Annotated in this window: 15 protein-coding genes; 8 read left to right on the forward strand and 7 right to left on the reverse strand. The window is 63.7% G+C overall.

Features of this window, described 5'->3' with window-relative positions:
* Positions 1-33 precede the first annotated feature (33 nt).
* From rsmI to MTAI_RS01705, 4 genes are all read left to right on the forward strand, one after another.
* Complete coding sequence (rsmI, locus tag MTAI_RS01690) at positions 34-834, forward strand: 16S rRNA (cytidine(1402)-2'-O)-methyltransferase (protein ID WP_027888482.1); 801 nt, start codon at positions 34-36, stop codon at positions 832-834.
* 93 nt (positions 835-927) lie between these two features.
* Positions 928-1896 (forward strand): 6-phosphofructokinase, encoded by a 969-nt coding sequence (pfkA, locus tag MTAI_RS01695; RefSeq protein ID WP_027888481.1) that lies wholly within the window; start codon positions 928-930, stop codon positions 1894-1896.
* A 51-nt stretch (positions 1897-1947) separates the two neighbouring features.
* Positions 1948-2493 carry a peptide-methionine (S)-S-oxide reductase MsrA gene (msrA, locus tag MTAI_RS01700; protein WP_027888480.1) on the forward strand — a complete coding sequence of 182 codons (546 nt, stop codon included), beginning with the start codon at positions 1948-1950 and terminating at the stop codon, positions 2491-2493.
* Between the two features lie 16 nt (positions 2494-2509).
* Complete coding sequence (locus tag MTAI_RS01705; RefSeq protein ID WP_036197275.1) at positions 2510-3142, forward strand: ribonuclease H1 domain-containing protein; 633 nt, start codon at positions 2510-2512, stop codon at positions 3140-3142.
* Between the two features lie 6 nt (positions 3143-3148).
* On the opposite strand, the gene MTAI_RS01710 is transcribed toward MTAI_RS01705, so the two are convergent.
* The gene (locus MTAI_RS01710; RefSeq protein ID WP_027888478.1) at positions 3149-3634 is read right to left on the reverse strand and encodes a hypothetical protein; all 486 of its coding nucleotides are present in this window, start codon (positions 3632-3634) and stop codon (positions 3149-3151) included.
* 109 nt (positions 3635-3743) lie between these two features.
* Here MTAI_RS01710 and argJ point away from each other — a divergent pair, with 109 nt between their 5' ends.
* Genes argJ through MTAI_RS01725 form a run of 3 tightly spaced genes read left to right on the forward strand, consistent with a single transcriptional unit; the run spans position 3744 to position 6073 of the window.
* Entirely contained in the window at positions 3744-4886 is a 1143-nt protein-coding gene (argJ, locus tag MTAI_RS01715) for a bifunctional glutamate N-acetyltransferase/amino-acid acetyltransferase ArgJ (RefSeq protein WP_027888477.1), read from the forward strand.
* Positions 4887-4940: 54 nt separating this feature from the next.
* Positions 4941-5402, forward strand: coding sequence for a hypothetical protein (locus tag MTAI_RS01720; RefSeq protein ID WP_027888476.1), 462 nt, complete (start codon positions 4941-4943; stop codon positions 5400-5402).
* Positions 5403-5422: 20 nt separating this feature from the next.
* Positions 5423-6073 carry a hypothetical protein gene (locus tag MTAI_RS01725; RefSeq protein ID WP_027888475.1) on the forward strand — a complete coding sequence of 217 codons (651 nt, stop codon included), beginning with the start codon at positions 5423-5425 and terminating at the stop codon, positions 6071-6073.
* A gap of 1 nt (position 6074) precedes the next feature.
* On the opposite strand, the gene MTAI_RS01730 is transcribed toward MTAI_RS01725, so the two are convergent.
* Genes MTAI_RS01730 through mntR form a run of 5 tightly spaced genes read right to left on the reverse strand, consistent with a single transcriptional unit; the run spans position 6075 to position 10747 of the window.
* Complete coding sequence (locus tag MTAI_RS01730) at positions 6075-7169, reverse strand: metal ABC transporter permease (RefSeq protein ID WP_027888474.1); 1095 nt, start codon at positions 7167-7169, stop codon at positions 6075-6077.
* On the reverse strand, positions 7166-8299 hold the full coding sequence (locus MTAI_RS01735; RefSeq protein ID WP_027888473.1) for a metal ABC transporter permease: 1134 nt from the start codon (positions 8297-8299) through the stop codon (positions 7166-7168). The genes MTAI_RS01730 and MTAI_RS01735 overlap by 4 nt, the downstream gene beginning before the upstream one ends.
* Before the next feature lie 12 nt (positions 8300-8311).
* Positions 8312-9079: a metal ABC transporter ATP-binding protein gene (locus tag MTAI_RS01740; RefSeq protein ID WP_027888472.1), complete on the reverse strand. Its 768-nt coding sequence runs from the start codon at positions 9077-9079 to the stop codon at positions 8312-8314.
* A complete protein-coding gene (locus MTAI_RS01745) occupies positions 9076-10041 on the reverse strand; it encodes a metal ABC transporter solute-binding protein, Zn/Mn family (protein WP_027888471.1) in 966 nt (321 codons plus the stop codon). The genes MTAI_RS01740 and MTAI_RS01745 overlap by 4 nt, the downstream gene beginning before the upstream one ends.
* On the reverse strand, positions 10028-10747 hold the full coding sequence (gene mntR, locus MTAI_RS01750; RefSeq protein ID WP_027888470.1) for a manganese-dependent transcriptional regulator MntR: 720 nt from the start codon (positions 10745-10747) through the stop codon (positions 10028-10030). Before mntR ends, MTAI_RS01745 begins: the two co-directional genes overlap by 14 nt.
* A 118-nt stretch (positions 10748-10865) precedes the next feature.
* On the opposite strand from mntR, the gene MTAI_RS01755 reads away from it, so the two are divergent.
* Positions 10866-11249 (forward strand): metallopeptidase family protein, encoded by a 384-nt coding sequence (locus MTAI_RS01755; protein ID WP_027888469.1) that lies wholly within the window; start codon positions 10866-10868, stop codon positions 11247-11249.
* A 152-nt stretch (positions 11250-11401) separates the two neighbouring features.
* Here MTAI_RS01755 and MTAI_RS01760 read toward each other — a convergent pair whose 3' ends face one another.
* Positions 11402-12466, reverse strand: coding sequence for a glucose-1-phosphate thymidylyltransferase (locus MTAI_RS01760; RefSeq protein ID WP_027888468.1), 1065 nt, complete (start codon positions 12464-12466; stop codon positions 11402-11404).
* Positions 12467-12577: the final 111 nt, after the last annotated feature.

Genomic DNA, 12577 nt, shown 5'->3' on the forward strand with positions numbered 1-12577 from the left:
TGAGGGGTGATGGGTTGTAGGATACGGAAGCTCATGCGCTTGAGTCTGGTGCCCACCCCCATCGGCAACCTCGAGGACATCACCCTGCGGGCCTTGCGGGTGCTCAAGGAGGCCGAGGTGGTGGCCTGCGAGGACACCCGGCGCACCGGTATTCTGCTCAAACACTTTGGCATCTCCAAGCCGATGGTGCGCCTTGACCAGCACACCGTGGGCCAGGCCCGGCGGCTTTTGCAGGGGTACGAACGGGTGGCCTACGTGACCGATGCTGGCACCCCCGGCATCTCCGACCCCGGCGCCGAGCTGGTGGCGCTGGCTCTAAGGGAAGGCTGGCAGCTCGAGGTGCTGCCCGGCCCCACCGCCCTGATTCCGGCTTTGGTGGCCTCGGGCCTGCCGACCGCCCGCTTCGCCTTCGAGGGCTTCCTGCCCCAGAAGCGCTCGGAACGGCGGGCCCGCCTGGCGCAGGTGACCGGCCGTACCGTGGTGCTCTACGAGGCCCCCCACCGCCTGCGCGAGACCCTGCAAGACCTGCTACAAATCTACGGCCCCGAGCACCCGGTGGCGGTGGCGCGGGAGCTTTCCAAGCTGCACGAGGAAATTTGGCGGGGCCGGCTGGCCGACGCGCTGGAATACTTCAAAGAACCCCGAGGTGAGTTTGTGCTGGTGCTGGGCCCCAAAGCGGAGCCTACAGCAGGTCTCGAGCAAGAAGCAGAAGCAGTGCTCGAGCACCTCAAAGCCCAGGGCCTGAAAGGCAAGGCGCTGGTCAAGGCCCTGACCGAGGCCGGGGTTCCCCGCAACCGGGCCTACGAACTCGCCCATAAGCCGGATACACCATAGTTGCCAGGTGGGTGCTACAAATAGACTTTCTGGGTAAACTAACAGGCAGTTTTGGCTGAGGGCTCCGAGGCTCTTCTTTTGAGGAACGATGGGATGAAGCGAATCGCGGTTTTTACCAGTGGAGGCGACGCACCCGGCATGAATGCGGCCATCCGGGCTGTGGTGCGTTCAGGTGTGGCCCACGGCCTGGAGGTTATCGGCATCCGGGGTGGTTACCAGGGCATGATTGAGGGCGACTTTATACCGATGGGGCCGCGGGATGTGGCCAATACCTTGCAGCGGGGGGGCACCATTCTGCTCACTGCCCGCAGCAAGGAGTTCATGACCCCCGAGGGCCGGGCCAAGGCCGCCGATAAGCTCAAAAAAGCCGGCATAGATGGGGTGATTGCCATTGGGGGCAACGGCACCTACGCCGGCGCGGCCAAACTGCTGGCCGAGCACCACATCCCGGTGGTGGGCGCGCCCGGCACCATTGACAACGACCTCTACGGCACCGATTACACCATTGGCTTCGATACAGCGGTGAACACCGCGCTGGAGGCTATCGACCGCATCCGCGATACCGCGGCCAGCCACTCGAGGGTCTTCTTTATCGAGGTGATGGGCCGCCATGCGGGTTTTATTGCGCTCGAGGTGGGCATTGCCGGGGGGGCTGAGGTAATCGTGATTCCCGAAATACCCACCAACGCCCAGGCCTGCGCTGAGGTAATCAATAAGTCGGCGGAGAAGGGCAAGCGCTCCTCCATTGTGGTGGTGGCCGAGGGCGGTTACGAGGGGGGCGCCGAGCAGTTAGCTAAAGATGTGCGGCAGTACTCGGGCTTCGACGCGCGGGTTACGGTGCTGGGCCATATCCAGCGCGGCGGCAGCCCTACCGCCAAAGACCGGGTGCTGGCGAGCCGCCTGGGGGCTGCCTGTGTAGAAGCCTTGCTAAGCGGGGCCAGCGGGGTTGCAATTGGTGAAGTGAACGGTGAAATTCGCCTCACCCCTTTCAAAGAAGCCATCGAGAAGCGCAAGGATATCAACCACAAGAAATACGAGCTGGCTAAGGTGCTGGCTTTATGACCGTTGCCTGTCTCACATTAGCCTGCACGGTCTCGGCGTAAGAATGCCACCATGCAAGCCTTAGAACTCGCTACCCTGGGCGGTGGGTGTTTTTGGTGCCTTGAAGCCGTTTTCGACGAGCTAAAAGGTGTGGTGGATGTGGTTTCGGGGTATTCGGGGGGGCATGTGCCCAACCCCACCTACGAGCAGGTGTGCAGCAAGCAGACCGGCCACGCTGAGGTGGTGCAGATCGCCTTCGACCCCAGCGTCATCTCGTACCGGGAGGTGCTCGAGGTCTTCTTCACCATCCACGACCCCACCACGCTCAACCGCCAGGGCAACGATGTAGGGCCGCAATACCGCTCGGTGATTTTCTATCACTCCCCGGAGCAACAGGCCGTGGCCCGGGAGGTCATGCAGGCCCTGACCCAGGCCAGGGTGTGGGACAACCCCATTGTGACCGAGCTGGTGCCGTTTGAGCGGTTTTACCCTGCCGAGGATTACCACCAGGAATACTTCAAACGCAACCCCTACCAGCCCTACTGCGCGTTGGTGGTGGGCCCCAAGGTGGCCAAGTTCCGTAAGCAGTACTTCGACCGGCTCAAGCGCACGGTTTGAGTGGGGTTCCGGGGTTATGGCTCGAGCGGCGAAGAATCAAAGCAAGCATTACGTGGTCTGGAAGGGCCGAAAGACCGGTATATTCTCCTCCTGGCCCGAAGCCGAGGCCCAGGTCAAGGGTTTTGCGGGAGCCGAGTACAAGGCCTTCGATACCCTGAGCGAAGCCAGAGAGGCCTTTTCTGGAAGATACCAGGACTACCTGGGCCCAAAAGCCACGCAGAACCGCCTCCTGGAAGTTCCCCCACCGATTACCCCCAGCTACTGCGTGGACGCAGCCTGCAGCGGCAATCCGGGGCTGCTGGAGTACCGCTGTGTAGAGACCGCTTCGGGCAAGGAGATTTTTCACCGGGGCCCCTTTGCTCAGGGCACCAACAACGTGGGCGAGTTTTTGGCGATTGTCGAGGCCCTGAGGCTTTGCAAAGAAAAGGGCTACACCTGGCCCATCTACTCCGACTCGATTAACGCGATTGCCTGGGTCAAGGCCAAAAAAGCCCGCACCAACCTGGTGCGCACCCGGCAAAACGCCGAGCTGTTCGAGCGCATAGCCCAGGCCGAGGCCTGGCTACGTTCTAATACCTACCCCAACCCGATTCTCAAATGGCAGACCGATAGCTGGGGAGAAAACCCAGCGGATTTCGGGCGGAAATAATCGGGTTTAGGGGTGATGCACGTGCGGGATTAAGGCGGTTTTGAATAGGGGGTTGCCCGCTGCCCAATCGAACAAAGGGCGGGCAAAAGCGCTACTAACGATGCCGTCCTTGACCCCGCTGGAAATTTGTTCGGAGGGGTAGCGTAAAGCGCCGGTGGAGGCCACAAATTCGCTGGGGAAGCTCACCCAGATCACAGAGGCCAAGAACAGGCCCCAGACCAACCCCCCAAAACCGCCGACGACGCCCTCGAGAAGCGGACTGAGGGGATTAACCGGAATGAAATGGCGCACGTAGGCCGTACCTAAGCTCAGGGCCAGGGCCAGCACCGGCAGGGCCGCGATTGGCAGCAGAGACCCAACCCAGGCCGTGAGCAGTATGTAGAGCAGCAAAGCGGGTACTACCGCCAGCGTAAAAGCAACCCCCTGGCGAATGCCTACGCCGAGGGCAGCCGAAAGGACTAGAAGGGCCACTAAGTCGAGCCAGCTAAGCATCAAACCGGAGTATACCCGCCCTGAGGGGCTTAGAGGCGCTATTTTGACCAGACCGGCTCGAGGTGAATTGAACCGTTATTTTTCCGCTTGTGGCTGATATGCTGCTACTATGCGACTTCCGATTGGTTTTCGCGCCGGTGCAACCCGGGCTGGTATCAAGCCTTCCGGCAAGCCCGACCTGGCCCTTCTGGTTTCAGGCACGCCCTGTAGCTGGGCTTTTGTGGGAACCCTGAACAAAGCCGCTGCGCCTTGTGTGGCTCGAGGCCGCCAACTGCTGCATAGCGGTCAGGGCTTGCAAGCCATTGTGGTCAATGCCGGCAACGCCAACTGCGCCACGGGTGAGCAGGGCATCTGGGCCGATGCGCGCATGGCCGAGCTGGCAGCGGCACAGCTACAGCTTGCACCCGGGATGGTTCTGACCGCCTCTACCGGTGTGATTGGGCAGCCCTTGCCGGTGGAAAAGATCGAGGCGGCCCTGCCCCAGATTCGGCTGGGGCTGGAAATAGACCCCTTTATGGAGGCCATCATGACCACCGACCTGGTGCCCAAGATGGCCGAGGCCACCCTCTCGAGCGGGGCGCGGGTGGTGGGGGTTTGCAAGGGGAGCGGCATGATTGCCCCCAACATGGCCACCATGCTGGCCTATATCGTTTCGGACGCGGCGGTGCCCCAGGAAGAGCTGCGCCGGGGCTGGCAGGGCGTGGTGGATAAAAGCTTCAACCAGGTGACCGTGGACACCGACACTTCCACCAACGACATGGCCGTTCTGATGACCAACGGCGCGGCGGGGCCGGTGGATTTGGCTGAGTTCTGGCAGGCGGTGGAGCGGGTTTGTGTGGAGCTGGCCCGCAAGCTGGCCCGCGATGGCGAAGGGGCTACCAAGCTGCTAACTGTGAAGGTAACGGGGGCTGTTAGCGACTCAGAGGCCCGGAAAGCCGCCCTGTCGGTGGCGGCGAGTCCTTTGTGGAAAAGCGCGGTCTACGGCAACGACCCCAACTGGGGCCGCGTCATGATGGCGCTGGGCAAGGCGGGGGTGGCGCTCGAGCCCGACAAAGTGCGCATTACCCTGCAGGGCATTCCTCTTTATGCCGGGAAGGTGCTCGAGTTCGACCGGGCCCGGGCCAGCCAGGCCATGCAAGCCGAAGAAGTGCTGGTCGAGGCCGACCTGGGGCTGGGGGAGGGGCAGGGAACGGCCTGGGGATGCGACCTCACCGAGGGCTACGTGCGAATTAATGCGCTCTATACCACCTAGAATAACGCAAAAATAACGCAAAGGTGCTAAACTACCCTTGGAGGTGAGCAAAAGATGAAACGTGTAGCGCCCCTGGTTGTGTTGTTTGCGTTGCTGTTTGGCTCTCTCGGCAAGGCCCAGTCGGATGGTTTTGGCCTTTACTCGGGCTTCCCGACCTGGATCGGTGTGCAGTACCAGGTCAGCAGCTTCCGCCTGGGGGCCGGCCTGGCCTTTGCAGGCTTGGGGGCTGGGGCCGATTACATCGTGCTCGAGCAGGCCATCCCGGCTGCACCGGGCTTTGACCTGAGCTGGTACGCCGGCGCCGGGGCCTCGGTGGGGTTCTGGACGATTCAGAGCAACACCGGTATTTACGTCTTCCCCCACGGTTTGGTGGGCATCGAGTACGCCTTCCCAGCCCAGCCCTTCAGCGTCTATGGTGAGCTGCAGGTAGGCTTCGGGATTGGTACCGGGGCGCTCTCGAGTGTGATTGGAGGCGTGGACTTCAACGCGCGGGCCGGCCTAATTTTCAGACCCTGAGCAACTGTTAGGATGAAGGGGTGCGGTACGCGCCCCTTCTTTTTTTGTTGCTACTTGCGGGATGCCAGCGGCCGGGGGATACCCAGCCACCGCTCATTGGTATTACCCAGCCCAAAAGTGGGGTGCTTTCCCAGCGCTCGCTGCAGGTGCAGGGGTACGCCCTCGACGATGTGGGGGTGCAGAGCGTGAAGGCTGGTGGGAAGGAGCTGCTTTCCGAGGCCAGCCGGGGGCAGAAGCTGGTGCGCTTCAGCTTCCGGGTGCAGGCCCCCCAGTCGGGGCAGGTGGAAATCAAGGTGGAGGCCACCGATATGAGCGGCCAGACCCGCACCGTGCGCCTGCCGCTGGTGCTGGACGCCCGCCCGCCGCAGATTGTTATCGAGCGGGCTGAGCGCGTTGTTACCGTGGTGCAACCAGCCCGCAAGCGCACCCTGCCCGATGGCACCGAGGAGGAGATCCCGGCCCGCACCGAGTCCACCCTGCAGATCTCCGGGCGGGTGCTGGACGACACCGGGGTGGATCGGGTTACCTTGCAGTACAACCGCACCTTTAGCCCGCTGTCGCTACCCAAAGGCAAAGAGGTCAGTTTTTACGTGGAGCTGCCGGTGCGGCGCGTGACCCTGATTGCCGTGGACGCGGCTGGCAACCGCACCAGCGTGGATGTGAGCCGCTGACCTATGGGTTGGGCTCGAGCTGAGCGCTGCTCATGGCGAGGCCGCGCGCTGTCGGGCGCAGCCCTTCCCGCACCACCTCGAGCCAACCCGCTTGCAGGGCTTTTTCCCTGACCTGCCCGAGAAACCTGGGGTTCCACCCAAACTCCTCGAGCACCTCCTGTTCGGGCACCGGCTGGCTGTGATGGGCCAGGTGCGCGACCAGCAGACGGGCGGCGACCTCGAGGCGCTGCCGTTCCCGGCGCAGGCGGGTGGTGAGGTAGCCCTCCACAGGCGAGAAGAGGAAGGCCAGGGCAAAGCAGAGGCCGGCTACCGTGGCCATCATGCCGGCGATGGAAGCGTCCAGCCAGATGGCCAGCGCATACCCCGCCAGGCTGGAAACCACCCCGACCCCCACCGCCAGGGCCAGCATGACCGGCAGGCGCTGTGTGAGCAGATAAGCTGTAGCGGGGGGGATGATCAGAAAGGCCACAATCAAAATGGCCCCCACCGACTGGAAAGCCCCCACCGAGGTGAAGGAGACCAGGGTCATCAGGCCGTAGTACAGCGCACCGGGGGCGAAGCCCAGCGCGGCAGCCAGGCCGGGATCGAAGGTGGCGAGCTTGAGTTCCTTGTAAAAAAGCAGCACGAACAGCAGGTTGAGCAGGGTCAGCGAGCCCATCACCAGCCACGACTCGGGAACTTCCCGGCCCCACAGGCTCAGGGTGTTGAAGGGCGCATAGGCGATCTCGCCGTAGAGCACGGCGTCCATGTCCAGGTGCACGTTGCGGAAGAAAAGCGAGACCGCCAAGACCCCCAGGCTGAACAGCGCAGGGAACACAATGCCGATGGCTGCATCGTTTTTGACCCTGCCGGTGCGGGTCAGCCACTCCACCAGGACGACAGTCACCAGGCCTGCGGCGGCGGCCCCCAGCAAAGCTGGCAATGTGGCCCGCTCGCCACCGGAAAGCCAGTAGGCCAGCACGATGCCCGGTAGCACCGCGTGGGAGATGGCGTCGGACAGCAGGGCCATGCGCCGCAGCACCAGGAAGCTGCCCACCAGGGCCGAGGCCGTGGAAACCAGGATGGCGGTAAGGATGATGACCAGGTCGGCGTTCATGACGAACCCTCCACCCTATGCAGCAAAACCCGCATGGCCTGCTCGAGTTCGTGGGCTTTCTGTTCGCCGGTCGGTGTGAGGATAAAGCCCTGCGGGTGTTCCTGTACCCAGCCCAAAGACCGCAGGGCCTCGAGGTTCTGTAAGGCCACCGCCACCGGCTCGCGGCGGCGCTCTGCCAGGGACTGCGGGGTCAGGGTGCCGTGGGCGTGCAGCACGTGGGCGTCCAGCAGGAGGCGCTCGAGGTACACCCGGCGGCGGTGCTGCCGGGTGCGGGCCCAGTCCCACACCAGCCCCCTGAGTGGGGCAAAAAAGAGCGAGACCAGCAGGATGGCGCTCATCGAGAGCACCACCAGCGGGCCGGTGGGCAGGTTTTCGCGGGTGGCCGAGATCAAAGCCCCGCTCACCCCGGCCAACGCCCCAAACAGCGCCGAGAGCCCGATCATGGCCCCCAGCCGGTCGGTCCACTGTCTTGCGGCAGCAGCCGGGGCAATCAGCATGGCCGCCATCAAGACCACCCCCACGGTTTGCAGCCCCACCATGACCGCCAGCACCGTCAGCGAGGTGAGGAGGGTGTTCAGCCCCCGCACCGGCAGGCCCAGGCTGTGGGCGTAGGCGGGGTCGAAGGCCAGCAGCTTGAACTCCTTGTAGAAGAGGCCCACGGTGAGGAGGGCCAGCCCGCCCAGCACCGTAAAGTTCAGCACGTCGGAGGCCACAATGGTCGCGGCCTGCCCGAAGATGTACTGATCCAGCCCGGCCTGGCTGGCGTTGTTGCTGTGCTGGATAAAGGTGAGCAGGGCCACGCCAAACCCAAAAAAGCTGCTGAGCATCACCCCCAGGGCCGAGTCCTCGGGCAGGCGGCTATGGCGCAAGACGGCCAGCACCAGCCAGGCGGCCAGCCAGCCGGCCAGGCCCCCGCCCACCAGCAGAATGAGCGGGGCCTTGGCGCCGGTGAGGATGAAGGCCAGGCAGATGCCCGGTAGCGCGGCGTGGGCCAGCACATCCCCCAGCAGGCTCTGGCGGCGCAGGACGGCAAAAACCCCCAGCACCCCGCCCACCACCCCCAGCATGGCCGAACCCAGCGCCACGTTGCGCAGGGTGTAGTCGGTAAAGATGAGCAGGAGGTCGGACATACCCACTCCCGTTTAGGCTTCCCACCGCATCCGCTCCCCGTAGGTTCGCTTCAGGTTCTCGGGGGTGAAGGTCTCGTCCATGGGCCCGCTGGCAATGACCTGCACGTTGAGCAGGGTCAGGTGGTCGAAGTAGTCGCGCACGGTTTGCAGGTCGTGGTGCACCACCACCACGGTTTTGCCCTGCCCTTTGAGCTGGTGCAGGACGTGCAGGATGGCCTCCTCGGTCACGGCATCCACCCCGGCGAAGGGCTCGTCCATAAAGTAGAGATCGGCGTTCTGGGCCAGGGCGCGGGCCAGAAACACCCGCTGCTGCTGCCCGCCCGAAAGCTGGGAAATTTGCCGCTCGGCGAACTCGCTCATCGAGACCTGCTCCAAGCAGCGCAGGGCCGCCTCGCGCTCGAGCCTCCCAGGCCGCCTGAACCAGCCCAGCCGGCCGTAGAGCCCCATCATCACCACGTCCAGCGCGCTGGTGGGGAAGTCCCAGTCCACCGAACCCCGCTGGGGCACATAGCCGATGCGTTTGCGGGCCTGTTCCAGGCTCTGGCCGAAAAAACGCACCTGCCCCGAGGCCACCGGTACCAGCCCCAGGACGGCCTTAATCAGGGTGGATTTGCCCGCCCCATTGGGGCCCACAATGGCGCAGAGCTGCCCGGCGGGCACTTCCAGATCCACATCCCACAAGGCCGGCTTCTCCCGGTAGACCACGGTCAGGTCGCGCACGCTGAGGGGGCTCGAGGCCCCGGATTCCGGGTGCTGAACGGTTTTGGGCTGGGCGATCACGGCTCCCTCCCCAGCAGCCCGTTCACGATGGTGCGGATGTTGTGCTCCATCATGCCCACATAGGTGCCCTCGGGGGTGCCGGGGCTGCCGGCGGCGTCGGAAAAAAGCTCACCCCCGATGGTTACGCGCCAGCCTCGAGCCCGCACCGCTGCCACCACCGCCTCGATGGCGCGCCGGGGCACGCTGGACTCCACGAAGATGGCGCGAATCCTGCGCTCGACGATGAAGTCGGCCAGGGCCTGCACGTCGCGGGTGCCGGCCTCGGATACGGTGGAGATGCCCTGCAAGCCCCGCACCTCGAGGCCATACCGCCTGCCCAGGTAGTTAAAAGCGTCGTGGGCGGTGATCAGCACCCGTTGCTGCGGCGGAACCTGGGCAATTTGCTGGCGGATGAAGGCATCCAGTTGCTCGAGGCGCTTGCGGTAGGCTTCGGCATTGGCCCGGTAGCGGCTGGCCCCGGCGGGGTCTACTCTGCTGAGCGCATCCCGTACCTGGTTGATGGTGAGCTGCCAGAGGGTTACATCGAACCAGACGTGGGGATCGTAGGTGTACTGCCCCTGGAAGCCGCCAGCAGGCCGAATCAGGCGCTCGCGGGGGATGGTGTCGGTCACTGCGATGGCCTTGGGTAGGCGTTCCAGCAGTTCCACCATCTTGCCCTCGAGGTGCAGCCCGGCGTAGAAGACCAGGTCGGCCTGCTGGAGCCGGCGCACATCGCCCGCCGAGGCCTTGTAGAGGTGGGGGTCTACCCCGGCCCCCATCAGGCCCTCCACCCGGACGCGGTCGCCCCCTACCTGCTGCACCAGGTCGGTGATGAAGTTGACTGTGGTCACCACCCGCACCGGGGTTTGCCGCACCGGCTGAAGCTGGGCGATTTTGTCCGGCTGGGCGGCGGCCTGGGTTGCCAGGCCCGGCGCCAGCAGGGCCAGCAGTACAAGAAGTCTTAGGTGGTTACGGATTTGCATCCTGATCCTCCTCGATCTGTATCCACAGCACCTGGGCCAGGCTGGTGGGTAGCAGGTAGCGCTGGCCCCCCACCTGTATGCGGCTGCCCTCGGCCCCCTGCTCGAGCAGGTGCAGCGTAGCCCCGGGCTTGAGGCCTAGCTGGGCCAAGAGGTTAAGGGCGTCCTGATCCTGGGTGGCCACCCGCGCCACCGTGCCGCACTGGCCGCTTTGCAAGGCCGCCAGGCGGCGGTTGGGGGTGGTGGGGGGGAGCTCGAGGGCCGCGCTGGGGATGACGTCGCCGTGGGGGTCGTGGGAAGGGTGGCCCAGCCACTCGGCGATGCGCTGTTCGAAGGCTTCCGAGATGTGGTGCTCGAGCTTTTCTGCTTCGGCGTGCACCTCCTCCCAGCCATAGCCCAGGGCCTGGTGCAGATAGGCCTCGATGAGCCGGTGGTGGCGGAGCACCTCGAGGGCCACCTTGTAGCCGGCCTCGGTAAGCCGCACGCCCCGGTAGGCCTCGTACTCCACCAGGCCGAGCTCGGCCAGCTTCTTGAGCATCCCGGTGACGGAGGCGGGCTTGACCTGCATCCGGTCGGCCAGCGACTGGGTGGATACCGGCAGGGTGTCCTCCAGCCGGCCCATACCCTCTCCACTGCCCAGCAGCAAGACCTGCTTTAGATAGTCTTCCTGGGCTTCGGAGAGGGGGGTGCGGTGGGTGTTTCTGCTCATAAGACCATATTTAGGCGAGGCTCTATAATCAGGCTTTTATTTTTAGGTAAAACTAAAAAACTGTCAAGCCTGCCCACCCTCACGGTTGGTTTAAGGTATCTGTGCCAGACTGGGCCCGATGACCTACGAAGCCTTTGTTGAAACAGCCGAGCGCTTGTGGGACGAAATTCCAGCCGAGTACAAGCGAGGCTTGCACGGCCTTCATGTGCTTGAACAGCTCAAACCCGACCCCGACGAGCCCGAACTGCTGCGGCTGGGGGAGTACTACGACCCTGGCTATCCTTCGGTGCTGGGGGGATTTGAGGGCATCGGGCGGCACATCGCCCTGTTTTACGGCTCTTTTGCGGCACTGGCTGCCGAAGATCCCAGCTTCGACTGGGAGGGCGAGATCTGGGAAACCCTGCTGCACGAACTGCGCCACCACCTGGAGTCGCTGGCCTGGCGGGACGACCTGGTGCAGGAAGACATGGAGAACCTGCGGCGATACCGCGAAAGCCGGTAGCCTGCAACAGCAAAAGCCCCCATACGGGGGCCGCCGATTTTGCCGAGGAACCTGTGGTTTCTGGCCCACTTCGCCGGCTTCTGAACACTAAGCTCCAGCACCGAGCGAAGGTGGGCAGTCATTATCCCAGCGTGAGCGGGTGGCTGGTGAGGCTAGGCCAGCTCGAGGCTGCTCAGGTCACCCAGAACCAGCTTGTGGGCTTTGGGCAGGCCGTGGCGCCTGGTTACCCGGGCCTTTACACCCAGGATGCACTCGTGTAAGCGCAGCGGTACGTCCTCGACCACTGCACCGTCTTCAAGGATGGAATACTCCACCTCGGCCTGCCGTACCACAGCGTTGGGCCCCACCGAGGTAAAGGGGCCGATATAAGCGCCCTCGATTATTGCGTTGGGGGCGATGTGCACCGGGCCCAGAATGGTGCTGTTTTTGACCACTGCGCCCTTTTCAATAACCACGCGCCCTGTTACCTGGCTTTCGTAGACCTGCCCTTCGATGACCGGGGTGGGGCTTTTTTGCTCCACCAGCAGGAGTCGGTTGGCATCCAGCAGGTCGGCGGGGCGTCCGGTATCCTTCCACCAGCCGGCAATTTCCTGCCCCAGCACGGTGTGGCCCTGATCCACCAGGGCCTGGATGGCGTCGGTAATCTCATACTCGCCCCGGGCGCTGGGTTTCAGGTCGGCAATGATGTCCATGATGACCGGGCCAAACACGTACACCCCGGCCACCGCCAGATCGGAAGGGGGATCTTGGGGTTTTTCGAGGAGCTGCCGGATCCGCCCTTCCTCCAGCACGGCCACCCCAAACTGCCGGGGATCGGGTACGCGCACCAGGGCTATCACCGCCCCCAGCCCAGGTGTATAGGCTTCCACAAATGGTTTGACGCCTTTTTGAAAGAGGTTGTCGCCCAGGTACAGCACAAAAGGACTCTGCCCCAGCCAGTCTCTGGCCGTGCCGACCGCATGGGCAATGCCCAGGGCTTCCTCCTGCACAATGAAGCTGATCTGAACCCCTGGGCAACCTTTGAGGGCCTGCTTGATATCTTCGATGGTGTCGGGAGAGACCACCACGCCTATTTCGGTGATACCGGCCTCGAGCAGGTTGTCCACAGCATAGCGAATGATGGGCTTGCCAGCCAGCCGGATGACCGGCTTGGGGCGCGTATGGGTGAGGGGACGAAGCCGGGTGCCTCGTCCAGCGGCAAGAATGAGTCCTTTCATGTCGCCCATCATCTTATCAGTAGGCAGGCTGGCCCAGCTTTTGTAAGCGTTTACAAAATGCTATTCAGTAAAAAATATTTTGCCTATTGACATAGATTTTTGAGAGGTTTT

It is taken from the genome of Meiothermus taiwanensis WR-220 (genome assembly GCF_003568585.1).
GTDB classification, from domain to species: domain Bacteria; phylum Deinococcota; class Deinococci; order Deinococcales; family Thermaceae; genus Meiothermus; species Meiothermus taiwanensis.

Excerpts from the sequence above, each read along its gene's own strand:
- MTAI_RS01735 (WP_027888473.1), bottom strand. The coding sequence starts at position 8,299 with ATGTCCGACCTCCTGCTCATCTTTACCGACTACACCCTGCGCAACGTG.
- MTAI_RS01720 (WP_027888476.1), top strand. The coding sequence starts at position 4,941 with ATGAAACGTGTAGCGCCCCTGGTTGTGTTGTTTGCGTTGCTGTTTGGC.
- MTAI_RS01755 (WP_027888469.1), top strand. The coding sequence starts at position 10,866 with ATGACCTACGAAGCCTTTGTTGAAACAGCCGAGCGCTTGTGGGACGAA.
- MTAI_RS01745 (WP_027888471.1), bottom strand. The coding sequence starts at position 10,041 with ATGCAAATCCGTAACCACCTAAGACTTCTTGTACTGCTGGCCCTGCTG.
- argJ (WP_027888477.1), top strand. The coding sequence starts at position 3,744 with ATGCGACTTCCGATTGGTTTTCGCGCCGGTGCAACCCGGGCTGGTATC.
- MTAI_RS01760 (WP_027888468.1), bottom strand. The coding sequence starts at position 12,466 with ATGAAAGGACTCATTCTTGCCGCTGGACGAGGCACCCGGCTTCGTCCC.
- pfkA (WP_027888481.1), top strand. The coding sequence starts at position 928 with ATGAAGCGAATCGCGGTTTTTACCAGTGGAGGCGACGCACCCGGCATG.
- MTAI_RS01730 (WP_027888474.1), bottom strand. The coding sequence starts at position 7,169 with ATGAACGCCGACCTGGTCATCATCCTTACCGCCATCCTGGTTTCCACG.
- msrA (WP_027888480.1), top strand. The coding sequence starts at position 1,948 with ATGCAAGCCTTAGAACTCGCTACCCTGGGCGGTGGGTGTTTTTGGTGC.
- MTAI_RS01710 (WP_027888478.1), bottom strand. The coding sequence starts at position 3,634 with ATGCTTAGCTGGCTCGACTTAGTGGCCCTTCTAGTCCTTTCGGCTGCC.
- MTAI_RS01705 (WP_036197275.1), top strand. The coding sequence starts at position 2,510 with ATGGCTCGAGCGGCGAAGAATCAAAGCAAGCATTACGTGGTCTGGAAG.
- rsmI (WP_027888482.1), top strand. The coding sequence starts at position 34 with ATGCGCTTGAGTCTGGTGCCCACCCCCATCGGCAACCTCGAGGACATC.
- mntR (WP_027888470.1), bottom strand. The coding sequence starts at position 10,747 with ATGAGCAGAAACACCCACCGCACCCCCCTCTCCGAAGCCCAGGAAGAC.